Here is a 25,996-nt window from a genome sequence, read left to right as displayed (position 1 = left end):
TGGACAAAGCTTTCATTACAATTTTTGATAACAGTTAATCATTATTTGTTCTATGCAATCTTTAATAGCACTTCCTCGTTTTTTAAAAAGTAATCTAAAATATAGTGTTTTTAAAAATGTCATGACCGTATATTTTTTACGGAAAAATTGTAAAGAAAATCCATGTGTTGATAAATAAGAAGATAAATCATCAGAAAGTTGAACCAACCATGTATTTATGAAATCTTCCTCCACTCCTTTTTTCAATAATGCTTCAATAGCAACAATTAACCTTTCGTCTTCATCATCGATGTAAGTTGTATCCTTCCATAAGCACGATGTGATAGCTTGTAAACACTTATGTGATTCTTCCATTTTATAAAGAGGATGCTGTATAACAGATGCTAACAAGTCGGCACCATGCGCAATACTATGTGCCCATCCTTTCGTTGGTACATAACCACGTGTGTCTTTTTCATCTACTAAATAACGTAAACTACTATGTAATGTTAGGAGCACCATTTGATCTGAAAGAAATCCGACTATCCTATCCTTGTTCAAAACAAGCGCTGCCACTAAAGCGGAAAAGGAGCGGGTAAAAACAGAGTCATGATTCGTCTTCCCTATATGTAAAAATAAATGTTCCCCATCGATGCTTACCTCGAGAATAGATTTCATTTGGTCAGGAGAAAGATAGTCTCCTTTAATTAGTTTTGCGAAGGTTTTATAGATAAGCTTATCACGCAATTCTGGATCCGGAACACCTATTTGATCAAACATTTGTTTAATTAATTCATCAAGTTCATCAATCGCTAATGCTGTGACATCCAATTGGGTTAAGTATGTTTTAAGGTTCAAGCTTGTCATCCTTTTTTGTTAAAATTATCGTTTCACCAAGTTTTAGAATGTTACAGGTTCTATGATCTAATTTACATTCATCCATATATGCCTGCAATCGGTTTAATGCTTCCCGTGGCGTATCATCCGCTAGGCGAAATGCGTCGTAATGCATGGGAATAAACACTTTTGCTTGTAAGTCGATAAAAATATCAATTGCTTCCTCCGGTGTCACATGTTGGTTTCTCATAAACCATTCCGGTTCGTAAGCTCCAATAGGCATTAATACGTAATCAACATTATATTTTGTTCCTATTTCTTTAAAAATGGGATGATACCCTGTGTCACCTACAAAATAGATGGTGGTCTCAACTGATTCCATCATCCACCCGCCCCATAATGATTTATTTGTATCCAATAACGTTCTTCTTGTCCAATGTAAAGACGGTAAGAAGGTTAAAATTACACCTTCATGCTCATAGCTCTCCCACCAATCTAGTTCCTTAACAGGTAACAGACCTTTCTTTTCAAACTTCTTTTTGAGCCCTTTCGGAACTAGGTAAATAGGGTTTCCTTTTAATTGTTGAATGGAACGAAAATGCAGATGATCATAATGACTGTGAGAAATAAGGACAATATCTATTTCTGGAAGTTTATCAATAGATAAGCCAGGATCAGACAATCTTCTTTCTCCCCCCATTCTCTTAGCCCACACTGGATCGGTTACAATATTTAAGCCGTTCACCTGAAGGAAAAAGGTAGCATGACCATTCCATGAAATTGAATTTACTTGTCTATTTTTTAAAAGGAAATCATATTTCACTTCCGCCACACGAGGCACAGAAAAAGAGAGGTCCTTCTTATTGTTGAATCGCTCCCATCTCCACTTTAAGAGGTCACGGAAAACCATTTTCTCAACCGCAACAAATTCCTTTTGTCGATCGTTTAGCATTTGCTTGTCTCCTTCTAGAAAAAATTACTGTCTACCCCTATTAAACAACTTATTGTCTATTAGAGGAAGAAATTTTTTCCTTGATTATATCGAAAGCTATTATTAAAATAATATTCTTATATTAGATGGGAGGAATCGTAATTGACTTATCATATTCGAGTAAGAGCTGGATCATTTATTTTACAAAATGATTGTATTCTTTTAGTTGAATTCAATGACCAAAATGGTGCTCATTATAATTTACCTGCTGGTGGTGTAGAGCCAGGTGAATCGGTAAAAGAAGCGGCAAAACGAGAGGCAAAAGAAGAAGCTTCCGTAGATGTTGAAGTAGGAGAATTGGCATTCGTATATGAGTATGCTCCACATTTATCGAACAGCCGTTACGGCCAAACCCCTTCCCTAGGAATGATGTTTGAAGCATCAATCTTACACGGGGTCCCATCTTTGTCTGCTACTCCTGATGCTAATCAAACGGATGTGAAATGGATTCCGCTGTCTCAGTTGAATGAAATAGTTCTATATCCAAATATCAAACAGCACATTTTAGAATATGTGAAGCAAAAACGCCCTGCTCGATTAATCGAGGAACATACTCTATCTACGTATAATTAGTACTTCCTTGATTACATCATTTCTTGAAAGTAGTTGAAAATAAACCAAAAGTACTTTCGAGGTGGAAAGAGTGATGAAGTATCGAAATTTGTTTTGTCTTTTAGTATTTACGATAGCTTGTTCTCCTCCACAAGAGGAATTAGAAATAACCCCAGAAAAGCAAGGACATTTTGAAAATAACAGTCGCTCAAACGTTTCTTTGCCTAACAATTATTCAACCAATAAGTTAAACACAAATCAACAGGACAACATAGCTCTACAAAACCAAAACCAGAATATCCAAGACAAAGTTATGTTAGACGTTCCCATTATCAATCAAAATCCAGAGTTAAAGTACGGTTGTGAAGTAACAAGTTTAGCCATGGTACTTCAATATGCAGGGCATAAGGTTAGTAAATTGGAATTAGCTGAAAAATTAATAAAAGATGATGATCAATTGCAACGAACTGACAAATACAGCATAACCTGCTTTTTTTCCTGTTATATCCCCAACAAAACCTTCATCTGGATTTCCCCAGCTCGTAATCATCCAATGATAAGGTTAATGGAAAATTATATGGGAGAAAAAACAGTAAACTTAACTGGACAATCCTTTGATAACCTGTTAAGACAAATCGACAAAGAAAAGCCTGTCGTTGTCTGGACAACTGGTGACTACAAAACACCAGATCGCTGGGAATCGTGGAGACATGGTGAACAAACAATTGAAACGCCGTTAGATTTACATGCGGTTGTGTTAGTTGGATACGAACAAGATTATGTCTATATTAACGATCCTCTGTCTGGTGTGAAAGATCAGAAAGTTGGCAAAACCACATTTATCGAGTCATGGAAAGCATTGGAGAAAAGAGCCATTTCTTACGAATAAAAAGACTTTCCTAACTATTGGAAAGTCTTTCTTCTTTAGCTCGGGTATGTCTCTTGTAAAAATTGAACGGACTGTGAAATCAATGCTCGCAGAACTTCTACATCAATATCGTCGACTTTATTTATGTATACACACGCTTTTCCGGATGTATGTTTACCGAACTTTTTAAGTAATTTCTCACGGTTTTCATCACCAGTTGCAAAGTATAAGCTAATTTTTGCTTTCCTTGGAGAAAAGCCAACGAGAAAAGCGTCCCCCTCGTGCCCGGAAGCATATTTGTAATGATAGGACCCAAAGCCAATCATGCTCGGTCCCCACATTTTTGCTGGTAATCCAGTTGTTTCCTTGAAGATATCTAATAATTTGTAGGCATCCTCCCTTTTTTTTGAACTGTCTACACTTTCAATAAGCGCCATCACATCGTTATCATTCTCTTTTGTTTTTAATTCGTACATTGTCCCCATCCTTCTATTTGGTTCTATTAAACAGTTGTTTGAAAAACATATTTTCCCATTTTTTCCATGAAAGAATTTTCTTTAATCGTAGCGACATTTTCACGCCTTGTCCAATTGGATACCGTAATTTTTTCAATTCCTGCTGTAGAGCTAGGTTGCGTATTAAAATAGCTACCTTCTGAGGATTTCCGTGATTTTTCTTTCCTTTTTCTAGAGCAGTTGTAATACCTTTCATGTAGTCATAGTATGGAGAATTGTCTGAAAGTGACTTTTCTTCCACTTCCATTCCACTTGACCAAATATTTGTTTGAAACGAACCAGGTTCCACTAATGCAACTTGAATTCCATAAGGCTTAACCTCTAAACGAAGGCTTTCGGTATAACCTTCCAGAGCAAATTTAGAAGATACATATGGGGATAGACCGGGAAAAGCAATAATCCCACTAATGCTACTTACATTAATAATAGTTCCTTCCCCTTGTGCCCTCATTTTAGAAAGAACGGTTTGTGTTACCGCCATAACACCGAAAACATTTGTCTCAAATTGTTTTCGATAACTTTCTATACGAACATCCTCACAAAATCCTCCCATAGCAAAACCGGCATTATTAACCAATACATCAATTCGATTAAGTTCCTCCACCTTTTCTGATAGTTTAGCTATGGACCCATCATCTGTCACATCTAAAAGAAATGGTTCGATTCTACTCATGATATTCCGATCAGAAATGTGATCCTCAATGATAGCCGCTTTCTCCAGGTTACGCACAGTAGCAATTACATGGAAGCCAGTCTTAGCTAATTCAATAGTTGTTAGTAAACCGAACCCACTTGAAGCGCCTGTCACAATTGCTGTTTTTCTCATGATCGCTCCCCCTTGATAAAAGTTTCACCCTCTTTTATACAATTCTTTATCTCCTCATTATCTCCTTTATATGTAATATTTTGTGATATTTCGTAGAAACGTGCGCTTGCCCGGGAAATACTTCCATAAAAATAGTTTAAGTGAAATATGCTTAGACCTAGGGAAAAATAAAAACAGATCCTTATCTAGGATCTGTTTAATGTTTTATGCTTTTTGAACGTTTGTAGCTTGAGGACCACGTTGTCCGTCTTCAATTTCGAAAGTAACCTCTTGACCTTCGTCTAGAGTTTTAAAACCTTCTCCTTGAATTGCAGAATAATGAACGAATACATCATCTGCTCCATCTCTTTCAATAAATCCAAATCCTTTTTCACTGTTAAACCATTTTACTTTACCGTGTTCCAATTTTTTTCCTCCTAGCATGTAACTAATTGCAATTTCCTTTGCCCAATTATTATTCCCACAAAAAAAAATTCTATTACATTCATAAGGAAATTTTTATAAAAGTGTTAAAAGATTACTTTATGTGATACTAATGGTATAGTATCGATAGCAATGAGAAAGCTTATAAATTATATATAAAGATAAAAGGTGATACATATGCGGGAACACATCATTCGATTTTCTACTTACGTAATTGGTTTGATTATCCTGTCGTTTGGCATTACGTTGACGATAAAAGCAGGGTTAGGTACAGGAGCATGGGATGCCTTAAATGTGGGGTTATCGAAAATTAAATTTACAGTTGGTACGTGGGTCATTCTCGTAGGGATCATACTAATTATTGTTAATGCGATTCTTATGAAAAAAAGGCCTGATTTATATGCAATTATCACCATTTTTATCGTAGGTTTTTGTATAGACTTTTGGCTATACCTTTTAAACCCTAATGCTCCAGAGTTGTTATGGGTAAAAGTACTTTTATTTGTATGTGGTGCTTCTTTATTAGCATTCGGCGTCTCGGTATATTTACAAGCCAAATTTGCCCCGGTTCCAATTGATAACTTAATGATTGCCATTCATACACGCTTTGGATTTGGACTTAGCACATCTAAAACAATTGCAGAGGTAGTTGCACTAACATTTGCCTTTCTGTTTAGAGGACCGATTGGAATTGGTACCATTATTGTGACTTTTTCCATAGGGCCACTAATACATGTTTTTTACCCCCGAATCGAAAAGGTTTTGAAGCAATTCCAGTAAAAGGATCACAAAAGCCAGTACGATAGCTAATCGTACTGGCTTTTTAACTAGTCAGTAGCTTCAAGTTTATCAGAAGCCATGATGAGTTCGGTAAAAAACTTTATGGCATTGATATAATTTTCTACACTAATTTGTTCATTTGTACCGTGCATTCGCTGAAGATCGTCTGACGTTATTTGTACTGGTAAAAAGCGATATGTGTTCATGGAAACACTCTCATAATGTTTAGCATCAGACCCAGCAAACATTAAATAAGGAGCAATAACTACCTCTTCATAAACGTTTCTTGCTGCCTGTTGAATAGTTTGAAACGATTTACTATGAGGAGAGGATACATTTGTTGCTTCGCTCCCATCAAGTTTAACTGTAATGGCTTCATCATCAATTGTTTCTTCGATAAATTCCTTTACCTCTTCTAATGAATCTCCAGGCATTAGTCGTAAGTTAATAATAGCGGAAGCTTTTTCTGGAAGTGCGTTATATTGCTCTCCGGCATGGAAAATAGTTGGAGCGATAGTCGTTCTAATTAATGCTGCTGTCGCAGGCTGCTTTAATAAGATATTTTCAATAACTGGTTCAAAAATAAACTGGTTGGCGAAAATATACTTCATTCCAAAGCTCATTTCTGGTGCTAGAAATTCAAATAAATCTTTTCCTGGCCCTTTTAAATCATGTTTAAATTGGGTAGCTTCTAATTCAGCAATGGCGCTCGCTATTCTTCCTATGTTTGTGCTTGATTTCGGTTGGGATGAATGGCCGCCACTACCTTCTATACTTAACTCGGCTGTTGCTGAACCCTTTTCCGATATACCAACTACTCCGACCGGCTGACTAACGCCTGGAACCATATTCTCCACAATAGCTCCGCCTTCATCCATGACGAATTCAAACGTGATGCCACGTTCCTTTAACGTTTCTGCAATTACTCTTGCGCCTTCATCTCCACCTATTTCTTCATCATGGCCAAACATAAAATACATGTCTTGTTCTGGTGTGTATCCTTGTGAAAGCAAATGTTCAACGGCCTCTAAAATACTGATGACTCCTATTTTGTCATCAAGAGTTCCTCTTCCCCATATTATCCCATCAGCTACGATACCACTAAAAGGATCTTGCTCCCAGTTATCTTCCGTTCCCTCTAATACAGGAACAACATCATAGTGACTAGTTAAACCAATTGGGTTTTTTGAGGAATCTTTTCCACTCCATTTATATATTAGAGAGTAGCCATTTATTTTTTCAAGCTCTAATTGTTCGTGTACTAACGGATAACTTCCCTCCAAAAAAGCGATAAAACGGTCAAATTCGGGAAGATCGAATTTTGTTCTGTCTTGATAGGATATTGTTTGATAGGTAATTGCCTCTGAAAAACGTGCCACTGCTTCTTCTTCATTTATTTGTATAGTGGTTGTAACTGGCTCCGGTTGTTTTGATTTTACCGCAAAAGCGTTGTAAACGGTTACAATAAGAAATAATAAAAATATGGCCCCGAAGATTAGCGCTACTTTTTTTATCTTTTTCACCTTTATTCCCCCATTCATGTGTTAATGTTTACATTCCCTATTAGAATAAGAAAATCCTTTTAATATGAAAAATATGTTACATTTTGTCTGCGAAAAAGTCTGAGTTTTTCTCATTATTTCTTGTGTTTATCGAACAATATACTTAAGAAAGGAGGATGAATAGTGGACAAGACAAATGTAAATGAGAGCGTGAGAGAAAAAGGTGGATATGCTCAAACCGATAATAAAATGCCTAAAGTAGTTAAGGATACTTATTTTGGGACGGGTAAAAAGGATAGAAATAAAGACAACAAATAAGAAAAGAAGCTCTTCTTTAGCGGAGAAGAGCTTCTTCTTAAGAAAACGCATTGTAATGAAAGGGATAGTCTTTATTTAAAAATTTCACGTAACGTTTCTCTAATTGGTTGTAATCGTCTTCTGTCTCTAGCAGATCTTCAAAGGATGTAAATAGAGGTATGGAATGAACTCGAATAAAATTGCACGTTGCATAATAAGGAGCTGTAATTTGTTCAATAGAGTGTCTATGTATCCCGTCAAACCGATAATTCTAAGGGGAAAATCCTGAACTGATGGCAACTCAAAACTCTTTTCCTTTTAGGGCATAGTTACCTTTGAAAGTCCAGAGCCTTTCCAGAACAAGGTCAAACCGTTTTTTATAAAGGTGGATAGCTGTACCAGTATTTTGGAAATTGAAAAAATATCCGATCATGTTGTTCTATAAATTCCTGTTCTCGTGACACATGTAAAGCTTCAATAGGAATTCTTCATATAATTCATGGACAATAATTCCTTTTTCACCTTTGATTTTCCTTTAATCGGGAATTTATAGTTGATTCTTTCATTGTAGGGTGTGCGATAATGACTAATGTCTTCATTTTCTCATCCTCTATGCTGCAATGGTTAGAATTCTATTTAAACCATCCTTTTTCTTTAAAACGGGAAATCGCTTCAATACGATTACTTACATTTAATTTATCTAATATAATGGATACATAATTTCGTACTGTTCCTTGTGCAAGAAAAAGTTCATCAGATATTTCTTTCGTGTTTTTTCCACTAGCAATTAATTTGATCACCTGTTCTTCTCGTTCCGTTAAAGGATTTTCATTGCTGTAAATCATATCAACTAATTCGGGAGCATAAATTCTACCACCATTCATGATTGTCCGTATCGAATTAGCTAAATCCTCGCTTGGACTATCCTTTAACAAATATCCACTCACTTTTGCATTTCGTGCCCGTTCAAAATATCCTGGTCTAGCGAATGTCGTTAGAATAATGACCTTACATGGGTGTTCTTTTAGCTCTTCCGCTGCATCTAATCCACTTTTTACAGGCATTTCAATATCCATAATAAGTATATCAGGATTTTGTTGCTTAACGAGGGATATCACTTCTTCCCCGTTTGCTGCCTTCCCCACTACCTCCATATCCTCTTCTAGATCAAGTAAAGATCCAAGTGCACCGAGTAACATCCGTTGGTCCTCGGCTATTACGATCCGAATCATATAACGCCCCCCTTTGATTGTTGGATTACATTTGGTACCCGTATCGTCAGTTTCGTTCCACCCTCTGCATCTAGTTCTAAGCTTCCATTAACAAATTCTAATCTTTCCCTCATTCCTAGTAGCCCATGCCCATCTGTTGTAATGGCATCTTTAGGTATACCGATCCCATTATCTTCTATCGTAATAATGGACTCATTGGAAAGTTGGTTGATAGCTATGTGACAGAAGGTTGCTTCACTATGCTTCACTACATTTGTAACAGCTTCCTTTAAACACATACTCAGAACAGTTTCTAAAAATAAGGGTGTATTCGAAAGTTGCCAATTTCCTTCTTTAGTAAAAGATATTTCGGCAGCCTTTAACAATTGTTCAACATGTATAATTTCGTCTTCCAATCGTACTCCCCGCATGTCGGATACTAATTCTCGAACTTCTTTCAAAGCAGTTCTCGCAGTTTGTTGAATATCGTGTATTTCCATTTTAGCCGATTCAGGATTAACGTTCATTAACTTACTTGCTAGGTCACTTTTCAACCCGATTAAAGAAAGCTTGTGTCCTAATGTATCATGTAGATCACGTGCTATACGTTGCCTTTCCTCCGCGACCATAAGTTGAGCAATTTTTTCATTTGCATCTTCCAATTGTCCCTCTAATTTTTCTCGCTTAATTCGATTATACATACTAAAAGGCATTAAAATAACACCAATCACACTAATAATGACAAAAGGTAGCTGCGGGAAAAATAATTGACTTTGATAGATAAAACCTACTGTGACAACAGCAACCGTACTTAATAAATGGACAATATATAAGGTGATAAAGCCGGCGAAATTTTGGATGTTACCAATAAAAAAGGCAAGAAACAAAGAAAAATAAACATAACCAAATAGATAGGTCATCACGATACTAATGACAATTTGAATACTTACCCAGACGTAAACAGTACCACCTTTTGAAAGATATGATAGTCGATAAGAAGTGAAAAACAGTAAAAACATGAATATACCAAAGATGATTTCAGTTGGGGACGACGATTTAAAAATAAAATAAAATGGCAGGATGCAAAAAATAATCCAAATGTAGATGCTAAATCCTGTATTTTTCGGAACGATATGATACCATTTTTTCATGTTTGACTCCTTCTACTCTCTACTCTTTATATTAACTATATAACAGTTATCTCATATAGGAAAGAAACCCTTCATCGTTGAAGGGTTTCTCACATTTTTACTTATTATGAATAGGTTCGCTACTTTTCAAAGACAGGCCTAGTTTTGATTTTTCCACAAGTCTCTTTGCTTCCTTAAAGCCTACGAATGTTTTATTTTTCTCATCGTATAATCGGAAGCGAATCGAAACTAAACTAGATAGCAACGTAATTGTTGTTGCTTTTTGTAATGGAGGTGTTGATTCGTGAGCTTGTTCTAAATAATAGTTTGGTACTTTAGGGCTTAAGTGGTGAACGTGATGGAAGCCAATGTTACCAGTTACCCATTGTAAAACTTTTGGTAGTTTATAATAGGAGCTACCATCCACTGCTGCTTTTACGTAATCCCACTCATCTTCATTTTCAAAGTAAGAGTCTTCGAACTGGTGTTGTACATAAAACAACCAAATACCGAGCGTTCCTGCTACGAATAACATTGGTAACTGAACAGTCAGAACTGCTTGCCAGCCCAATGTCCAAATCAATACAGCATAAATACTAGCAATAGAAACGTTTATCAAGTAAGTGTTAAGTCTTTCTCTACGTCTCGCACCTTTTCTGTTAAAACGGTTCTCTATGATAAAAAGATAAATAGGACCAAATCCAAACATGACAATCGGGTTACGATAGAGACGGTACCAAAGCTTAAGCCAGAAACCAGCTTCAACATATTCATCAACCGTCATAACCCACATATCACCTGTACCACGTTTATCTAAGTTTCCGCTAGTAGCATGGTGAATAGAGTGGCTACGTTTCCATTTTTCATAAGCAAAGTGAGTAAATATCCCTGTGATTGTTCCTAAAACTCTGTTTGCCTTGTTACTTTTAAAAAATGACAAATGTGCGCAGTCATGAAAAATAATGAACATTCTCACCATAAATCCTGCTGCTACCACGGCAAGTCCAAATGTCAACCATATCGATATGGATAAACTTTGATAAGCTAGGAACCACACGATAAAAAATGGTGGAATCGTATTAAGTATTTGGATAATACTTGCTTTTGTATCTGATTTTTCAAATGGTGCTACTTCTTTTTTTAATTGTGCTTGTTTTTCTTTACTCATAGGAATTTCCTCCTTTAACAAAAACCTTTAGCTTTTTTCTTATTGTTTGTTATTTAATAGTAAAAAAAACCAACGAATTAAAGAAGTCATACATGTCAGCAAAACAATATGACAAATGTCATATTGTTATATTTAGGCTGTTTTCTATAGATTGTTATTTTCACAATATCCTTAAACTACGAAGTAACTTTACGTGTGCGAAGCCCACTCTGTACAAGATGAGTGGTAGTCCGTAGCCGCGGAAAAATACTCGCTTTCCATGGGCAGGGCCTCAGCCTGCTCGCGAGCAAAGAGCGCTCGTCTCGGGGGTCTTCAGACTCTTGCTCTCCCATAGGACAAGGAACGCTTCGGCAGCTTTACATCGCACGAAGAAAATTGCGTTTTATTTTCGAGGAGTCTCGCATGTTTCCGCTGCTTAGAATGGTGGGCTGTAAGAGCGAGAAGACTCCCCAAAAGATAAATGGAGTGGTATTACTACTCATAAATCAAAACATTTATCATAGCGGAGGCAGAATACGTAGACTCCTACGGGACCTGTGACCTAAGTGAGACCCCTGAGACGAAGTCGAGGAGGCTCAGTGGGAACCCGTGGAAAGCGAAGTATTCTGCCGGAGCGGCCGTTTAGCACCTAGCTGCTTCAAAGAGCAAACCCTACATAAGTTACGTCGCAGTTTCCATCAACTGTGATATAAATGACAACAATCTTTACGAAAATAGCCTAAATTGAATTTAATGTAAGCGTTATTTCAAATAGAGTGAGGTTCAATTATTATTTTTTTCCTCTGCTTTTATCGTTATTCCTCCTTTTTTCAAAGTGGCATTTGAAAAATTGCATAAAAAAAAGTACTGCTATTAAACAGTACCTTGATTATAGATTAACGACTATGTACAGCTACTTTCCATCTATTGTGCTTCGTCATATCCATGTATTCTGTTTTGTTTGCGTAAAGGTTGATGACGTCACGAATTTCTTCTGGTCGATAGCTAACGTTTCGATTATTAGCTAGTGAAGGATAACCAGATCCTCGTTGCAAATAGTCTGAGCTTCCAACTGAATACCATTTTTCTTCGATTAGTGGTTCGTTTCCTATTTTAATCTCCAATATGTTTTTTCCATCGTGAACAATTTCTGCTCCAGAGATGTGTAGACTACCTACAAACTTACCTCTAAATCCTGGTCCTCTTCCATCACTTAAACAAATTTGCGCGTCAAGGGATTGTACTAGTGCTTCAAATAAATCCTTCCCTTGTACTTCAAAGTATGTCGGATTAAGAGGAGATGGACATATTTCGATTAATTTTTTATTCGACATAAAATGAAAAATACCCGAATTTACGATCCCACTATTAATTAATCCTATATCAGTTTGAAGCATATCCTTTAAACCGTCGGCAATTAAATTAGAAATTGGGTTTTCTTCTATAACATCATGCCATAAAGGCTTGGCTAAAGAATAAAGTGGACGGCTTAAATTTTCGACAGCAATTTCCTTATTTTTTCTTAAAATTGATAAGATTGTTTCATCTATTGGTGCATCTTTTGTCGGCATTGTTACGGAATGTAACAGAGTTACTCTATTTTTCTCTACTTCCACCTCAAGTACGCCAACGTGCTCTGCATAATTTCCAGCACTATTCAAAATCGTTCCATTAATTATTTTAGCTTCTGTGTAAAGCTGGTGATCGTGAGCAGATAAAATGATATTAATATCGTTTATTTTCTCTGCTAACACTTGGTCAGCGTCTGTGCCAATATGACTTAACAAAATGGAAATATCATATTGATCACTATTTTTTTCTAACTCTCGTACTACCGCCTCTTCATAATCGTTAATATGTACACCTAATCCATCATTAAAATCTCCTATATCAGGTGAGGATCCAGTAATTAATATTCGTACGCCGTTTTTTTCGATAATGGTGCTTGTGACGACACCGTTAATTTTAGTTAGATCCTTTTTCAATAAATTGTTACTAATAAAAGGTATAGAGCTTGTACTTGCCATATGCTCTAATACATCTACCCCATTGAACGTTTCATTATTTCCGATTGTTATTGCTTCATAACCGACTGCTTGTAATAACTCAATAGCCGCTATACCTTTGGTTCCTCGGAGCTCAATGCTCTTAAAGTCGGCAAAGTCACCACCATCTAAAAGGATTGTATGATCATCCTTTAATTCCTTAATAAGAGAAGCGGCTTTTGAAAAATTTTCAAAGTTACTATGAACATCGTTTGTATGTAATATTTTAAGCTTCATAATTACCTCCTGAAAAATGGTAGAATATCGTGAACTGCATGAACTAGGTATGTTGGATGAGCCTCTGTCAATTCTTCAGTGGAACCATACCCATATGTGACCCCTATGGAATGAATGTTAGTATTAGTGGCACCAATAATATCGTGCTTGCGATCCCCAATCATAATAAATTCTGATGGAGGGATTATCTGGAAGTGTTCTAGAAGGTATTGAATGATTTCCGTTTTGGCAGAATGCGTTCCATCAAGGTTACTACCGACTATAAGATCAAAATGGGATTTGATCTTAAAATACTCTAGTATTTGTTCTGAAAATATAGTAGGTTTTGACGTAGCTACTGCAAGTGTATAGTCCATTTCTTTTAAGGATTTTAATAGATTTTCAATCCCAGCATATAATGTATTTTCATACATTCCCTTCTCTTTAAAACGCTCCCGATAGTATTTAATTGCCCTGTCAACCTCAGTAGAACGGAAACCATAAATGGATGCGAATGACTCGTGCAAAGGTGGGCCAATGAAGGATTCAAGTTTTTCTAAACTTTTCTCCTCTATTCCCATTTTGGATAAAGCGTACTGAACTGATTTTGTTATTCCTATTTTGGGGTCTGAAAGTGTTCCATCTAAATCGAAAAGAACAACACTGTATTTCCTCATTTTCTAGTTTATCCCACCTTTGTTTTTATGTTCATCATTATAGCATGATGAACATAAAAAATGCTCTCTGAAAAATGGATTTCAGAGAGCTACCTATTTTTTTACTTAACGTAATCCGTTACGGCTCCTTTAGAGGAACAAGATACATTGTGGGCGTATTTCCCTAACACCCCTTTTTTGTATAGTGGAGGCTGAACCCACTTTTCTTGACGTCTTTTTAACTCTTCTGCTGCTACCTCCATCGTAATTTCTTGAAGTTCTGAATCTATGGTGACGAGGTCTCCTTCTTGTAACAGTGCAATAGGTCCTCCAACCTGGGCTTCTGGTGCGATATGTCCAACTACTAATCCATGTGTGCCCCCGGAAAATCTACCATCCGTTAACAGAGCTACTTTTTCACCAAGTCCTTTTCCAACTAAAATAGCAGAAATAGAAAGCATTTCTGGCATTCCAGGTCCACCCTTAGGCCCTTCATAACGAATGACCAGCACATCACCTTCGTTTATTTCATTGTTGATGACGGCATTAGTCGCTTCTTCCTCTGTATTATAGACTCGAGCAGGCCCGGTATGACGTTTCACTTTTACACCGGAAACCTTAGCTACTGCCCCGTTTGGAGCTAAATTTCCTTTTAAAATGACAAGAGGTCCTGTTTCACGATAAGGCTTCTCAAATGGCAAGATAATCTTTTGTCCCTCTTGAAGTTGTGGTGCATCTGCAAGGTTTTCTGCTAACGTTTTTCCTGTAACAGTTAAGCAGTCCCCATGCAAATAGCCTGCATCTAATAATACCTTCATAACAGCCGGAACTCCGCCAACATTATGTAAGTCCTGCATGACGTATTTCCCGCTCGGTTTTAAGTCTGCAATGTGAGGAACTTTCTTTTGCATACGATCAAAATCATCCATTGTTAAATCAACATTGATGGAATGAGCGATAGCTAACAAGTGCAATACAGCATTAGTGGATCCGCCTAAAGCCATGACGAGTGTTATCGCATTTTCAAACGCTTCTTTTGTCATAATGTCTTTTGGATAGATTTCTTTTTCAAGTAAATGATAAACAGCTTCCCCTGCCTGTCGACAATCTTCCAACTTATATGTAGACTCTGCGGGGTTAGAGGAGCTTCCAGGTAAACTCATTCCAAGTGCCTCTACAGCAGTCGCCATCGTATTAGCCGTGTACATTCCTCCACAAGATCCTGCTCCAGGACATGCGTGGCATTCTATACCATGAAGCTCGTCGTCGTTAATATCACCGTTATTATGCTTACCTACTCCTTCAAATACGGAAACGATATCTAGCTTTTCCCCGTTTCGAAAACCAGGTGCAATGGTACCACCATAAACGAAAACTGCTGGTACTTCAGAGTGTCCGATGGCGATCATACAGCCAGGAATATTTTTATCACACCCTCCGATTGCAACTAGCCCGTCTAAATTTTCTGCGCCAACTACTGTTTCGATGGAATCAGCTATGACATCACGACTTGGTAAGGAATAGCGCATCCCGCTTGTACCCATTGAAATTCCGTCAGAGACGGTAATCGTATTAAAAATGAGAGGAACTCCTCCTGCTTCCCTTGCACCTTCTTTGGCACTCAATGCTAGCTTATCTATATGGATATTACAAGGTGTTACCTCGCTCCACGTACTAGCAACACCAATCATTGGCTTCTTAAAATCCTCGTCTGTTACACCAACTGCACGAAGCATGGCACGGTTTGGTGCTCGTTTTTGATCATCAAAAACTTTACTTTTTATCCGCAAGTCTTTTTTCATTATGTATATGCCTCCCCATCTTTTCAAACTACTATAAAGGTTATTTCTGAATATTTCAATTATTTTTAACCTTTTTTTAAAAAAGAAAAATCGTTAATGTATCAACACATTTAATGTAAGCGCTTCCTGTTATTTATGCTTCTAGTAACTCTTTTTTTGTTTTTTTCATTACTTTCATGTAATTAATATGGAAACAGAATGTTATGTGATGTAAAATAATATTTCTTCGATAGAAAATAATGTTAGGAGAGGAAAAATGGACCCTTCATCATCTACTTTAAAACCCTCCCACCTATTTAAGATTTACTTGTGGGCAATATCTTTTTTGAAGCCTTATCGTAAATTGTTTTTCCTAATCGTTATGATCAGTATTTTTGTTACGGGTATTGAACTTCTCATACCGAAATTTATTCAGTATTTTATCGATGTAATTGTACCAGAACGAAATTCTTCTCTGTTCTTCTTCTTACTAAGCGGTATGGTTGTGTTAGTTCTTGTCATGATCTATTTCCGTACAGTAGAAAATAACCTTCAACGGCATGTACAGGAAAGAGCAGCAAGAGACATTCATTTTTCTATTTTTCAACACTTACGACGATTAGGCTTTTCCTATTTTGAGAAACATCCTGTTGGAGAAACGCTATCATTAATGAATACGGAAGTAACGGCATTTCAAGACTTATACCGCCGGTTTTTACCATTCATGATAAGAGAAGCTGTTTTTTCAACCATTGCCGTCATACTGATGTTTACGGTAAACGTTCAACTAGCCCTAATTATCATCCCTTCGTTTTTACTCTATTACGCTATTGGTCCACGATTTGAAAAAAAAGCTTCTGAATTGAGTAGAGATTTGAGCACGAATCGAATTAGCTTAAACCAAAAAATATATGAATCACTATCAGCATTAATAGAAGTCAGGTCCTATTCCGCTGAAAACTGGGAAATGGAGCGACTGAATGAAAAAGTTGATACATACAACAAGACGATGGTTAAAGCATACTTATACGCGTACTTGCGTGGAACCGTACGTCGTTTATCCTACTATGGTGGTGCAATAGCTATCCTAATCTATGGATCATTTCTCGTACAAGATGGTTCCCTATCAGTAGGAGAATTTTCGACCTTTTTGCTCTATTATTTCGCAGCAATGCACCGCTTAACATCTGTCATCACTTCCTTAACAGAGCAAAGAGTTCTCATGTATCAAATAGACAAAATCTATCAATTTATGAAAGTGAAACCCGATATTGTCGAAGCAGAACAACCAAGGCATATTCGTCATATAAAGGGTCAGGTGTCATTTCAAAATGTGTCTTTCCGTTATCCTGGTTCTGGTGACGTTCTAAAAAAATTTCATTTACATGTAGATGCAGGAAAGCGTGTTGCGATAGTGGGTACAAGTGGTAATGGAAAGTCTACCATGTTAAAACTACTCGGTAGATTTTATGATCCGAATGAAGGGAAAATATTGCTAGACGGGGTTCCTTTGACAGAATTGAGTATAAGTCAGTTACGTGAAGCAATTGGCTTTGTATTTCAAGAGACCTATTTATTTGGGTCTTCGGTACGGGAAAATATAAAATTCGGTGATCCATCTGCTTCTGATGAACAAATTGAAGCGGCAGCAAAAGCAGCTTATGCTCATGATTTCATTATTGAGTTAGAAAATGGCTATGATACCCTAATTGGAGAAAGAGGAATTAAATTATCTGGTGGACAAAAACAACGAATTGCCATTGCTCGGATGTTTTTGAAAAACCCACAAATTATATTGCTGGATGAAGCAACAGCTGCCCTAGATAATGTAAGTGAATTAGCTGTACAAAAGGCACTTGATGATTTATTACAAGGCAGAACGACATTTACCGTTGCACACCGTCTCTCTACAATCCAAGACTATGATCAGATTATTGTTTTACACAATGGGACTGTTGCAGAACAAGGAACATACGAAGAGTTAATGCATCAAAAAGGTCTCTTTTTTGAACTTGCTGAAGGGGAACAAAAAAGAATTGGTTGAAAGGAGACTATTCTTTGGAAAATATAAAATGGTTACTCAAATACATGAAACAAGTAAAATGGATGTTTCTTTTATCTCTTCTTTTGTTATGTTTTGAAACTTTAGCTGTTACGGCAACAACATGGTTACAAAAGCATATTATTGATGATGTTTTTTTACAAGGGCATTATGAGAAATTGGGAGGAATTTTACTCCTGTTTGCCGTTTCTTTTATTGCCTATGCTGTATTGTTCACAATTGCTCCACATACTTTTCATCGTATACAAGCAAAAATACGATCCTTATTAACTCATGAATTTATGGGGTACATGCAAAAAATACCTGTTCAAACCTATCATAATAATCGAGTTACAAAATATGTCCATTTTCTATCATATGATGTAGAACAGATTGCAGGGACTATTGGTGGATTTTTACCAAGGTTTTTTCAAACAGTAGTCACAATTGTTCTACTTTCTATTATTATTTTACTTTCTAGTCCCCTACTGTTGTTATCTATTTTTCTGTTCGGTATTTTGTATGTTTTAACTGGTAAATATTTTGTTTCTCGTATTCGTCAAGCTACTAAAGATGTTCAAAACAAAAAAACTGACCTTCTTATTCATATGGAAGAAGGTATCGCATCTACTCGAGAAGTGATGGCCTTCAACAGATTAAATTGGGAAACTAAAATGTACAACAAATATTTTCGAAAGTATTTCGATGCAGTGATGACAGAGGCTAAGATTACGAATCGCCAGCTTCTAGCTAGTGAACCGATTAAGTGGGGAGCTAATATTATTGTGTTAGGTTATGGTGGCTATGGTGTGATTCAAGGAACTATTTCCATCGGTCTTTTCCTTGTCGTGTACCAATTCACTTCACAACTCATGGATGCACTACAACGATTATTTGAATATAGTATGAACCTTTCAAGTAAGTATGCATTAATAGATCGAATACGTTCTGTCATGGATGGCCCAATAGAAAAACAAGGTTCCATACCATTAAAAGAGAATGTGAAGGAAATTCGGTTCGAAAAAGTTTCCTTTTCTTATCAGCACGATGAAGAAAAGCAGGTATTAAATGATTTGACACTCACCATACCTACCGGTAAAAAAGTAGCTTTTGTTGGAACGAGTGGTGGTGGAAAATCGACTATTGCACAGTTGCTAATTCGATTTTATCATCAAACAGAAGGTGAAATGTATGTAAATGGGATACCGTTTCATCAAGTGAAATATAGTGACTGGATGAAAAAAGTGGGAATTGTTTCACAGGAGCCTTATCTTTTCCCTGATACAATCAGAAATAACATTACAATGGGGAGAAAGAATATTTCAGATGAACAAATCGATTTAGCTATTACATTAACGGAAATGAATGATTATATAAAATTGCTCCCCCATGGTCTAGAAACAAAAATTGGTGAAAGAGGAATTACGTTATCGGGTGGTCAACGGCAAAGGCTTGCTTTGGCTAGAGTTATTGTTAATAATCCCGAAGTATTAATATTAGACGAAGCAACTTCTGCACTTGACTTGGAAACAGAAAGAAAAGTCCAAGGTCATTTTGATCATATACGAAGAGGAAAAACAACGATTGTTATTGCCCATAGACTTTCAACAGTCCGCAATGCTGATGTTATCTTCGTAATGGATAAAGGACAAATAACTGCCAAAGGCACCCATGACGAACTATTAGAGAGTTCAATGATGTATAAACAACTTGTATATGCAGATCAAACCTATGCCTCAGGTGCATAAGAACAAAAGCGCAAGCGCCTTGCTCAGCCTAAGGCAGGCATAAGACAAGACCTGCCGTGGAGGTTTTTGCCACAGAAGGAATTGACTTATGTCCCGAGGGGGTAGGTGCTGGAGCTAGACGTGGCTCCCCCGTGCAACTAACTTATCCGCAAGTCCGAAATTTTATAATTTCCTAAGCAATAAGAAAAAGCGATGCCATTTTTGATTAGCATCGCCTTTTCCTATTTTATTAATCTGCCTATAAAATCATGAAGCTTTTCTAATGAATATAAATGCTGGTTACAAGTCTGACTATCCTGACAAATATAGTTGCCCCTTTTGACGAACGTATCTTTTTGGGATCCTTTTGTTTTTGAAGTGAATAAGCCTACATGGTCATGATTATTACACAAAGTACAAATACCTTTCTGGCTAATAGGGTGAAAAGTCCCTTCTATTCCAATAATTTCACCCTCATATTTTGTCACGATGTACTTTCGGTTCGTTCCGTGATCATCCCATCCTAGGTATGAAATTTCCTTGAGATCTATATCGCCAATATCAGGTGTTTTCAATTTTTTCACTTTCGGAAATAGTTTTTTTATTTGGGAGTCTGAAAGCTCAACAAACGGAACAACGTATGATTTTAGGGCCGCTAATTCTGTTTCTGCTTTCCCTTTGTCCTCTATTTCAAGTACATTTGTGATGATCTGTTTCTGTTCTAGATTAATATCCTCAAATAAATGGAAGACCTTTTCAACTGTTAAAGATTGAAGTGCGTCTAGTACACCTTTATCATTAACAGTTGCTTTCGCATTAATTAGGACAAAAGTTTGGTTTCTAATATAGTTAAATTGATAACTTTTTATGAATGGTTCCATTGCTATTTACTCACCCTTTACGTACTTTTAAACAATACCATTGTATATGACTTTGCTTCCCATTCCTATGTAAAAAATGAGTAAAAAACAATTTTTACATAAAAAAGCACTGATTCATAATCATCAGTGCTAGCTTACTAACATTATTTTGAATAAACAATTTTTTTAACCGATTCGATAGAGAGATAGTGTGAAGATGCCAATTCTTCTAACGTAACCCCTTGTTGAAATGCGTGTTTAATGGAGTGATTACGGTCATCTAATCGTTTTCTCCCACCAGATTTTGTACCCCATTTCCGATAATTACTAGCTACTTTCGGGATATAGATAGTCTCCCCTTGTATGTATTTCTGTATTTCACTTAGGAGACTTTGTGGTAAGACGGTATTTGCTTTCACATATTTCATTTCTGCCAGCTCCTTATTTTAAAAATAATGAAATAAGGTGCAAAGCCAAGTATTAGAAATAGAAAGCTATTTAAGGCGATATATATGTCAATTCTACCTCATGCAAAGAATCGCCATTCTAAAACCAGGCTTTGCATGAGACGCTGCGTTATTAGGTAACGTACTTCCTGTTACCATAAACCCACCCCCTTTATATCTATACGTCTTTTTTCTATTAGTTATTATAAAACAAGTTTCTTTAAACCACTACTATAATAATAAGATTTCCTAATTTCCCGCATAATGAACCAAAGCGCAAGCGCCTTGCTAACCCCCGACAGGCATAAGGCAAGACCTGCCGTGGAGGTTTTTGCCACAGAAGGGATTGACTTATGTCCCGAGGGGGTAGGTGCTGGAGCTAGACGTGGCTTCCCAGTGCAACTAACTTATCCACAAGTCCGAAATTTTATAATTTCCTAAGCAATAAAAAAGGGATACCTAAGTATCCCTTCTGTTAGCGACATTTTTTTATTTAAAACTCATTGTCGTCTTGTTTCATTTCTGCAATTTGTTGACGTATATTGTGAAGTTGTTCATAAGCTTGTTGAAACTGAGGGTTCTCTGTTGCTTCTGTTCCTGCTTGATCCTTAGCAAGTTGTAATTGTTTCTCTACTTGTTGTAATTGATCGAGTGCATTTTCCAACTGTTGTGCGTTTGATCCTTGTGAGTCAATGACCGTTTGCTGAGCGTCTTGAATTTGATGACTAACCAATTGTAATTGTTCATGTAAATTTTGTTCCATGTAGACGTCCTCCATTACTATTGAAATCTACATATATTATTTCTTACAACAATTAAATTTATGAATATTTTTTAAAGTGTTATGTTAAAGGCAAATAGACTTTCAGATAGTAACCCCCAATACATGAAAAACGCTTTAAGGCTTCTAAATAGAAAACCATAAAGCGCTTATTAGTTGTTTTACTTTTAAGACATCCATTTTGGTGGCGTGTTTTTATCCCAGAAAATTTCACCAATGACGTGATGTTTTTCAAAATTATCAGTATTTAAATGATAATGGAAATTAAACCAGTATCCTTCTCCTGGTCTGTTGTCTCGTCTGACGTGAAATCTTGCTATGTCTTCATTTGTTCTTCCATCATAAAGATTAAAAATTTTCTCACCGTAACCACGCGTAGTTTGTTCAGATATCCCATAGTATGGAATCACATCCTCACTTCCCTCTTCTAAAATGGATGAAATAATTTCTTCCATTGTAGGTAGGATGTTTGTGAAGACATCTTCTTCTACTTGATCAAAAATTCTCGGTCCTAGTTTGGAAATCGTTGCATTTTTAGCAATCACCGTAATTTGGCTAAGATAATCATTATTTGGTTGATGATCATCCGTATCGGTTTCAAACGGAGAATCGTCTAATAAAGTAGGTTCTTCTTTTGGTGAAGCAACTTCTTCGTTTTCAGCGGGATCTGCACTTAAGTATGTTGGGGGTATGTACAAACCCAACGTTAAAATTGTAATAAGGATTACGGATACTTTTCTAAACCAAAGCTTCATAAAGTTATCTCCCTATTCATAAGCCATATAATCTAATTTTAACACGGAATAGGCAGAAGTCTATAAAACTATTGAATTAATTTTGAAAATTCTGAGATGCTATTGTAGTGGATCCTTCTCCTGAATTTGTTTAACTTGATTAAATAAATTATTCTCTTCTTCTTTTGGTAATGGTTTATTAAATGGAATCGTCATATTTAGTTGCTTTGCCATCATTTCCATCGCATTTTTCATATCTTCTATATCTTTTTTTGTAGCAGCAATTTCATTATTGTTTTTCTCTACACCAATGTCGCCACTTATTTCAAGTGTTACTGATTTTAAGGTGGAAATATCACTTACCTTTTTAATTCTAAGTTTCATTTTTAATTCATCTTCTGTTATTCTTGCCTTTTTTAGGTTTCTAGTTAATATGTTTCCGTCTTTAATTAGTAATAATGGCTCTCCTTGGATCCACTTTTTGGTTTTCGTAAAGTAAATCTGTGTCAAAGATAAAATGATTAATCCTAATATGATTAATGACCCATGATACACACTTATCCATGGGTCTTCAGATTTTAATGGATGAACGAGTACTGTACCTATTCCTATCATAATGGCCACTTCACTAGGAGTCGCCTGTGAAATAGTTCTTTTTCCGCCGATTCTTAATAGTAAAATAGCTGCAACGATATAAATAATTGCTTGTATCCAACTTGGCATGATCATACCTCCTAATATTTTTAGTATGTATCATTTAATCAACATAAATTATTAATTAAAGTAAATGCTAAACGATGTACATAACGGACTAAGGAGTTGATGAAAGTGGCATTAAACGAACAACTTCCCCATGATAAAAGCCTCGACAATAGTCTTGCCTTAATGCAAGAAGGCTATCAATTTATTAGCAATAGAGTAAATCGGTATGAATCAGATTTGTTTGAAGCGCGATTAATGGGACAAAGAGTTATTTGTATGCATGGTGAGGAAGCAGCTAAACTCTTTTACGATTCAGACAGGTTTCAACGTAAAGGAGCCGCCCCAAAACGTATTCAAAAAACACTATTTGGAGTTAATGCAATCCAAACGTTGGACGGGGAAGAACATATTCATCGAAAACTACTTTTTTTATCGCTTATGACTTCAGAACATCAAAAAAGGCTAGCTGAACTTGCAAAGAACGAATGGAAAGCTTCAATTAAATTATGGAAACATGCGGATCATATAAAACTTTTTGATGAAGCGAAGGTTATATTATGTAGAATTGCTTGTCATTGGACTGGCGTTCCTTTAAGTGAATCTGAGGTAAAGGAACGTGCTGAAGATTTCAGTAATATGGTTGATGCTTTTGGAGCAGTTGGCCCCCGACACTGGAAAGGAAGACGCGCGAGGCCTCGAACAGAAGATTGGATTAGAGGAATAATTGAAGATGTTCGTGCCGGTAAAATAGAAGCGAACAAAGGGACAGCAATGTATGAAATTGCCTTTCATAAAAAGCTAGATGGAACAACACTAGATGCACAAATGGCCGCTGTAGAACTTATTAATGTGATTCGTCCAATTGTTGCTATTGCTACTTTTATTACCTTTTCAGCATTAGCTTTGTACGAACATCCAAACGCGAAGGAAAACATAAGAAATGGTGATGAAGCGACATTGGAGCGATTTGCACAGGAAGTACGACGCTATTACCCGTTTGGACCATTTCTAGGTGCTAGAGTAAAGAAGGATTTTACGTGGAAGAACTGTGATTTCAAAAAAGGTATGCTCGTATTACTTGATGTTTACGGATTACATCACGACGGGCGAATTTGGAATAAACCAAACGAATTCCGACCAGACCGTTTTCAAGATTGGGATGGGAACTTATATAATTTTATTCCACAAGGTGGGGGAGATCCTTCACAAACACATAGATGTCCTGGAGAAGGAATTACAGTAGAAATTATGAAAGCAACGGTTGATTTTCTTGTTAATAAGGTTGATTTTGATGTACCTGAACAGGACTTGAGCTACAGCTTGGTTCGGATGCCTAGTTTGCCTGAAAGTGGGTTTGTGATGAAAAATATAAAAGAAAAAGCCTTGCATTAAGAAGCTATTCTCGTTCATAACTTAGCTGTAAAAACGTTTGGACATATACATCCAAACGTTTTTATTGGTTAGGCAATACTCCTATTGGACAAGTTCACTACATACTTTCTACCTCTTGTTTAGACATTATTTCCCAGCCATTGGTTTCAAGCTTTTTTATATACGTTTCTACCTCTATTTCTTCCTTATCCAACACTAGAGGATGTAGGGAAACAAGCATTGGTTAGAAGCATAATTAATTGTTACTTTTACGACCTCATATCCGTTATGAAATCGTGGATCGAAACCTGGATCATCTAGTATATCTCCTTTAATTGGACGAATATTGGACTCAAATGTCTTCATCATTACAAAAGTTAATTGCTCTTCTTTTTGTACTTTTATGGATGAAATAAAAATAAGTAAGTTTATTTTCATTTTATTCTCCTTCATGCCATTTTTCTTTGTCTTCCCTGTTTATATGTCTAACCTTTATTTTGGGCCAAATTCCTTTCCAGTTCTTTTTGGCAATCCTATTCTCAAAAATTTGAACAAGATTGGGATTTTCCATAAAAAACGGTGTCGGCCTTAGGTGTAAGTTTAAGACATCCTCTACCCCATGTGGTGCAGTTAAAACGACGTTGTTTTTCTGGTTTAATCGTAACCCTAATGCGGTAGCAGTTTCAGGGAATTTTGAAATAGCATCAACTGAATTAATATATGGATCCAACCCATTAACAACATGCATTCTTACCTCATTTTTAACCGACCAAGGAACATGTGGAACTATTCTCCTAAGTATTTCTTCAAGCTTTTTTTCCTCAAATTCATCCATATTTTCCTTATCAAAATAAATGACATCTACATCAGGAATAGCTGTTCGTTCTGAAAAGTCATGAATGGTATCCCAAATTTTTGAGCGAACGAAGCCAGCACATATCCACCAATCTGGTAAGTTTAGAGATTTAGCGGCTTGTAAAAGTTTAATCATCCATTTATCTTGTTCAACTGCACGTATAATGTCTTCTTCGGTTTTTAACAATTTGTTATTCCTTTCGTTTTTCAATACTTCGATCAATCTATGAATTGATGGAAAAAATAGACATAATTCATTCAAATAAACAAGTGAAGCAAAAAAATTGGTAACCAGGATTTACACTAATCGGTCTGGTTGTCCTAAAACTTCCTCTATTCTATTTGCCATTTCCTTTTTATCACGATATTCAAAAAATCCGAGACGATTTCCCCAAGGATCTTGAAAAGTAGCCCACTTAACAGGGACTTCTTCTCTGTTGAAAATTTCAAAAGGCTCTACATCTAAAATATTTATTAGTTTATCCCGTTCTATTTCGATATTTTTGACCCCTAAACGTATAGGTCCACTTCCAACAGTTGGTTCTCCTTCTGCAAGTTGTAACCAGCATCCAGGTAATAGCTCCCACTCCGCAAAACCATGATGTGGAACAAAATCTGGTCCTCGATTCAACAACACTTCATACCATCTTTGACCTTCTTCTATGTTAGACACTCGTACCTGAACAGTCATTTCATAAATCATTTATTTTCACCTTACTTTAT

The 25,996-nt window shown here is 36.4% G+C and carries 28 protein-coding genes; 7 read left to right on the top strand and 21 right to left on the bottom strand.

What is annotated here, in order from left to right:
• Positions 1-15: 15 nt before the first annotated feature.
• Both HNQ94_RS05760 and HNQ94_RS05755 read right to left on the bottom strand, forming a co-directional pair.
• Entirely contained in the window at positions 16-837 is an 822-nt protein-coding gene (locus HNQ94_RS05760) for a DUF2785 domain-containing protein (RefSeq protein ID WP_174495292.1), read from the bottom strand.
• Complete coding sequence (locus HNQ94_RS05755; protein WP_246199938.1) at positions 827-1,768, bottom strand: MBL fold metallo-hydrolase; 942 nt, start codon at positions 1,766-1,768, stop codon at positions 827-829. Before HNQ94_RS05755 ends, HNQ94_RS05760 begins: the two co-directional genes overlap by 11 nt.
• Before the next feature lie 141 nt (positions 1,769-1,909).
• Between HNQ94_RS05755 and HNQ94_RS05750 the strand changes: the two genes are divergently transcribed.
• A complete protein-coding gene (locus HNQ94_RS05750; RefSeq protein ID WP_174495291.1) occupies positions 1,910-2,380 on the top strand; it encodes an NUDIX domain-containing protein in 471 nt (156 codons plus the stop codon).
• 73 nt (positions 2,381-2,453) lie between these two features.
• On the top strand, positions 2,454-3,248 hold the full coding sequence (locus HNQ94_RS05745; protein ID WP_174495290.1) for a C39 family peptidase: 795 nt from the start codon (positions 2,454-2,456) through the stop codon (positions 3,246-3,248).
• 35 nt (positions 3,249-3,283) lie between these two features.
• Here HNQ94_RS05745 and HNQ94_RS05740 read toward each other — a convergent pair whose 3' ends face one another.
• The 3 genes from HNQ94_RS05740 to HNQ94_RS05730 all read right to left on the bottom strand — a co-directional run bounded on the left by HNQ94_RS05740 (position 3,284) and on the right by HNQ94_RS05730 (position 4,973).
• Positions 3,284-3,703 (bottom strand): DUF1801 domain-containing protein, encoded by a 420-nt coding sequence (locus tag HNQ94_RS05740; RefSeq protein WP_174495289.1) that lies wholly within the window; start codon positions 3,701-3,703, stop codon positions 3,284-3,286.
• A 13-nt stretch (positions 3,704-3,716) separates the two neighbouring features.
• Complete coding sequence (locus HNQ94_RS05735; RefSeq protein ID WP_221452498.1) at positions 3,717-4,568, bottom strand: SDR family oxidoreductase; 852 nt, start codon at positions 4,566-4,568, stop codon at positions 3,717-3,719.
• Between the two features lie 204 nt (positions 4,569-4,772).
• Entirely contained in the window at positions 4,773-4,973 is a 201-nt protein-coding gene (locus HNQ94_RS05730; RefSeq protein WP_174495288.1) for a cold-shock protein, read from the bottom strand.
• A 195-nt stretch (positions 4,974-5,168) separates the two neighbouring features.
• Between HNQ94_RS05730 and HNQ94_RS05725 the strand changes: the two genes are divergently transcribed.
• Positions 5,169-5,771 carry a YczE/YyaS/YitT family protein gene (locus tag HNQ94_RS05725; RefSeq protein WP_174495287.1) on the top strand — a complete coding sequence of 201 codons (603 nt, stop codon included), beginning with the start codon at positions 5,169-5,171 and terminating at the stop codon, positions 5,769-5,771.
• A gap of 47 nt (positions 5,772-5,818) precedes the next feature.
• Here the strand turns inward: HNQ94_RS05725 and HNQ94_RS05720 are convergent, their stop codons facing one another.
• A complete protein-coding gene (locus HNQ94_RS05720; protein ID WP_174495286.1) occupies positions 5,819-7,294 on the bottom strand; it encodes a M20 family peptidase in 1,476 nt (491 codons plus the stop codon).
• A gap of 162 nt (positions 7,295-7,456) precedes the next feature.
• Here HNQ94_RS05720 and HNQ94_RS19590 point away from each other — a divergent pair, with 162 nt between their 5' ends.
• Positions 7,457-7,591: a hypothetical protein gene (locus tag HNQ94_RS19590; RefSeq protein ID WP_260400907.1), complete on the top strand. Its 135-nt coding sequence runs from the start codon at positions 7,457-7,459 to the stop codon at positions 7,589-7,591.
• A gap of 356 nt (positions 7,592-7,947) precedes the next feature.
• On the opposite strand, the gene HNQ94_RS19805 is transcribed toward HNQ94_RS19590, so the two are convergent.
• The 7 genes from HNQ94_RS19805 to ilvD form a co-directional block, all read right to left on the bottom strand.
• Positions 7,948-8,034: an NAD(P)H-dependent oxidoreductase gene (locus tag HNQ94_RS19805; RefSeq protein WP_376697733.1), complete on the bottom strand. Its 87-nt coding sequence runs from the start codon at positions 8,032-8,034 to the stop codon at positions 7,948-7,950.
• Between the two features lie 168 nt (positions 8,035-8,202).
• The gene (locus HNQ94_RS05710) at positions 8,203-8,802 is read right to left on the bottom strand and encodes a response regulator transcription factor (RefSeq protein ID WP_174495285.1); all 600 of its coding nucleotides are present in this window, start codon (positions 8,800-8,802) and stop codon (positions 8,203-8,205) included.
• The gene (locus HNQ94_RS05705; RefSeq protein ID WP_174495284.1) at positions 8,799-9,932 is read right to left on the bottom strand and encodes a sensor histidine kinase; all 1,134 of its coding nucleotides are present in this window, start codon (positions 9,930-9,932) and stop codon (positions 8,799-8,801) included. Before HNQ94_RS05705 ends, HNQ94_RS05710 begins: the two co-directional genes overlap by 4 nt.
• A gap of 97 nt (positions 9,933-10,029) precedes the next feature.
• Positions 10,030-11,079: a Delta(5) desaturase DesA gene (gene desA, locus HNQ94_RS05700; protein ID WP_174495283.1), complete on the bottom strand. Its 1,050-nt coding sequence runs from the start codon at positions 11,077-11,079 to the stop codon at positions 10,030-10,032.
• 875 nt (positions 11,080-11,954) lie between these two features.
• Positions 11,955-13,340, bottom strand: coding sequence for a bifunctional metallophosphatase/5'-nucleotidase (locus HNQ94_RS05695; RefSeq protein WP_174495282.1), 1,386 nt, complete (start codon positions 13,338-13,340; stop codon positions 11,955-11,957).
• A 2-nt stretch (positions 13,341-13,342) separates the two neighbouring features.
• On the bottom strand, positions 13,343-13,996 hold the full coding sequence (locus HNQ94_RS05690; protein WP_174495281.1) for an HAD family hydrolase: 654 nt from the start codon (positions 13,994-13,996) through the stop codon (positions 13,343-13,345).
• A gap of 101 nt (positions 13,997-14,097) precedes the next feature.
• The gene (gene ilvD, locus HNQ94_RS05685) at positions 14,098-15,777 is read right to left on the bottom strand and encodes a dihydroxy-acid dehydratase (protein WP_174495280.1); all 1,680 of its coding nucleotides are present in this window, start codon (positions 15,775-15,777) and stop codon (positions 14,098-14,100) included.
• A 256-nt stretch (positions 15,778-16,033) separates the two neighbouring features.
• Between ilvD and HNQ94_RS05680 the strand changes: the two genes are divergently transcribed.
• Entirely contained in the window at positions 16,034-17,800 is a 1,767-nt protein-coding gene (locus HNQ94_RS05680) for an ABC transporter ATP-binding protein (protein WP_174495279.1), read from the top strand.
• A gap of 14 nt (positions 17,801-17,814) precedes the next feature.
• Positions 17,815-19,545, top strand: a complete 1,731-nt coding sequence (locus HNQ94_RS05675; RefSeq protein ID WP_174495278.1) for an ABC transporter ATP-binding protein — start codon at positions 17,815-17,817, stop codon at positions 19,543-19,545.
• Between the two features lie 221 nt (positions 19,546-19,766).
• Here HNQ94_RS05675 and HNQ94_RS05670 read toward each other — a convergent pair whose 3' ends face one another.
• The 5 genes from HNQ94_RS05670 to HNQ94_RS05650 form a co-directional block, all read right to left on the bottom strand.
• Positions 19,767-20,405, bottom strand: coding sequence for a FusB/FusC family EF-G-binding protein (locus HNQ94_RS05670; protein ID WP_174495277.1), 639 nt, complete (start codon positions 20,403-20,405; stop codon positions 19,767-19,769).
• A gap of 143 nt (positions 20,406-20,548) precedes the next feature.
• A complete protein-coding gene (locus tag HNQ94_RS05665) occupies positions 20,549-20,812 on the bottom strand; it encodes a CD3324 family protein (RefSeq protein ID WP_174495276.1) in 264 nt (87 codons plus the stop codon).
• 511 nt (positions 20,813-21,323) lie between these two features.
• The gene (locus HNQ94_RS05660; RefSeq protein ID WP_174495275.1) at positions 21,324-21,593 is read right to left on the bottom strand and encodes a hypothetical protein; all 270 of its coding nucleotides are present in this window, start codon (positions 21,591-21,593) and stop codon (positions 21,324-21,326) included.
• Positions 21,594-21,778: 185 nt separating this feature from the next.
• A complete protein-coding gene (locus tag HNQ94_RS05655; RefSeq protein WP_174495274.1) occupies positions 21,779-22,366 on the bottom strand; it encodes a YpjP family protein in 588 nt (195 codons plus the stop codon).
• 99 nt (positions 22,367-22,465) lie between these two features.
• On the bottom strand, positions 22,466-23,068 hold the full coding sequence (locus HNQ94_RS05650; RefSeq protein ID WP_174495273.1) for a DUF421 domain-containing protein: 603 nt from the start codon (positions 23,066-23,068) through the stop codon (positions 22,466-22,468).
• 99 nt (positions 23,069-23,167) lie between these two features.
• Between HNQ94_RS05650 and cypC the strand changes: the two genes are divergently transcribed.
• On the top strand, positions 23,168-24,439 hold the full coding sequence (gene cypC / locus HNQ94_RS05645; RefSeq protein WP_174495272.1) for a CYP152 family fatty-acid peroxygenase CypC: 1,272 nt from the start codon (positions 23,168-23,170) through the stop codon (positions 24,437-24,439).
• Positions 24,440-24,634: 195 nt separating this feature from the next.
• On the opposite strand, the gene HNQ94_RS05640 is transcribed toward cypC, so the two are convergent.
• From HNQ94_RS05640 to HNQ94_RS05630, 3 genes are all read right to left on the bottom strand, one after another.
• The gene (locus tag HNQ94_RS05640) at positions 24,635-24,856 is read right to left on the bottom strand and encodes a hypothetical protein (RefSeq protein WP_246199937.1); all 222 of its coding nucleotides are present in this window, start codon (positions 24,854-24,856) and stop codon (positions 24,635-24,637) included.
• 1 nt (position 24,857) lies between these two features.
• Entirely contained in the window at positions 24,858-25,409 is a 552-nt protein-coding gene (locus HNQ94_RS05635; RefSeq protein ID WP_174495528.1) for a nucleotidyltransferase family protein, read from the bottom strand.
• A 162-nt stretch (positions 25,410-25,571) separates the two neighbouring features.
• The gene (locus HNQ94_RS05630) at positions 25,572-25,976 is read right to left on the bottom strand and encodes a VOC family protein (protein ID WP_174495271.1); all 405 of its coding nucleotides are present in this window, start codon (positions 25,974-25,976) and stop codon (positions 25,572-25,574) included.
• Between the last annotated feature and the right edge of the window lie 20 nt (positions 25,977-25,996).

The sequence above is a fragment of the Salirhabdus euzebyi genome (genome assembly GCF_014207435.1).
Classification (GTDB): domain Bacteria; phylum Bacillota; class Bacilli; order Bacillales; family Alkalibacillaceae; genus Salirhabdus; species Salirhabdus euzebyi.
The sequence above is the reverse complement of the archived record's forward strand: the minus strand, read 5'-3'. Positions and strand labels throughout refer to the sequence as shown.

What these genes read in the sequence shown, in the direction of transcription:
- HNQ94_RS05755 (WP_246199938.1), bottom strand. Translation starts at nt 1,768, where the DNA reads ATGCTAAACGATCGACAAAAGGAATTTGTTGCGGTTGAGAAAATGGTT.
- HNQ94_RS05745 (WP_174495290.1), top strand. Translation starts at nt 2,454, where the DNA reads ATGAAGTATCGAAATTTGTTTTGTCTTTTAGTATTTACGATAGCTTGT.
- HNQ94_RS05740 (WP_174495289.1), bottom strand. Translation starts at nt 3,703, where the DNA reads ATGTACGAATTAAAAACAAAAGAGAATGATAACGATGTGATGGCGCTT.
- HNQ94_RS05735 (WP_221452498.1), bottom strand. Translation starts at nt 4,568, where the DNA reads ATGAGAAAAACAGCAATTGTGACAGGCGCTTCAAGTGGGTTCGGTTTA.
- HNQ94_RS05725 (WP_174495287.1), top strand. Translation starts at nt 5,169, where the DNA reads ATGCGGGAACACATCATTCGATTTTCTACTTACGTAATTGGTTTGATT.
- HNQ94_RS05710 (WP_174495285.1), bottom strand. Translation starts at nt 8,802, where the DNA reads ATGATTCGGATCGTAATAGCCGAGGACCAACGGATGTTACTCGGTGCA.
- HNQ94_RS05705 (WP_174495284.1), bottom strand. Translation starts at nt 9,932, where the DNA reads ATGAAAAAATGGTATCATATCGTTCCGAAAAATACAGGATTTAGCATC.
- desA (WP_174495283.1), bottom strand. Translation starts at nt 11,079, where the DNA reads ATGAGTAAAGAAAAACAAGCACAATTAAAAAAAGAAGTAGCACCATTT.
- HNQ94_RS05695 (WP_174495282.1), bottom strand. Translation starts at nt 13,340, where the DNA reads ATGAAGCTTAAAATATTACATACAAACGATGTTCATAGTAACTTTGAA.
- HNQ94_RS05690 (WP_174495281.1), bottom strand. Translation starts at nt 13,996, where the DNA reads ATGAGGAAATACAGTGTTGTTCTTTTCGATTTAGATGGAACACTTTCA.
- ilvD (WP_174495280.1), bottom strand. Translation starts at nt 15,777, where the DNA reads ATGAAAAAAGACTTGCGGATAAAAAGTAAAGTTTTTGATGATCAAAAA.
- HNQ94_RS05680 (WP_174495279.1), top strand. Translation starts at nt 16,034, where the DNA reads ATGGACCCTTCATCATCTACTTTAAAACCCTCCCACCTATTTAAGATT.
- HNQ94_RS05670 (WP_174495277.1), bottom strand. Translation starts at nt 20,405, where the DNA reads ATGGAACCATTCATAAAAAGTTATCAATTTAACTATATTAGAAACCAA.
- HNQ94_RS05665 (WP_174495276.1), bottom strand. Translation starts at nt 20,812, where the DNA reads ATGAAATATGTGAAAGCAAATACCGTCTTACCACAAAGTCTCCTAAGT.
- HNQ94_RS05660 (WP_174495275.1), bottom strand. Translation starts at nt 21,593, where the DNA reads ATGGAACAAAATTTACATGAACAATTACAATTGGTTAGTCATCAAATT.
- HNQ94_RS05655 (WP_174495274.1), bottom strand. Translation starts at nt 22,366, where the DNA reads ATGAAGCTTTGGTTTAGAAAAGTATCCGTAATCCTTATTACAATTTTA.
- HNQ94_RS05650 (WP_174495273.1), bottom strand. Translation starts at nt 23,068, where the DNA reads ATGCCAAGTTGGATACAAGCAATTATTTATATCGTTGCAGCTATTTTA.
- cypC (WP_174495272.1), top strand. Translation starts at nt 23,168, where the DNA reads ATGAAAGTGGCATTAAACGAACAACTTCCCCATGATAAAAGCCTCGAC.
- HNQ94_RS05640 (WP_246199937.1), bottom strand. Translation starts at nt 24,856, where the DNA reads ATGAAAATAAACTTACTTATTTTTATTTCATCCATAAAAGTACAAAAA.
- HNQ94_RS05635 (WP_174495528.1), bottom strand. Translation starts at nt 25,409, where the DNA reads ATGATTAAACTTTTACAAGCCGCTAAATCTCTAAACTTACCAGATTGG.
- HNQ94_RS05630 (WP_174495271.1), bottom strand. Translation starts at nt 25,976, where the DNA reads ATGATTTATGAAATGACTGTTCAGGTACGAGTGTCTAACATAGAAGAA.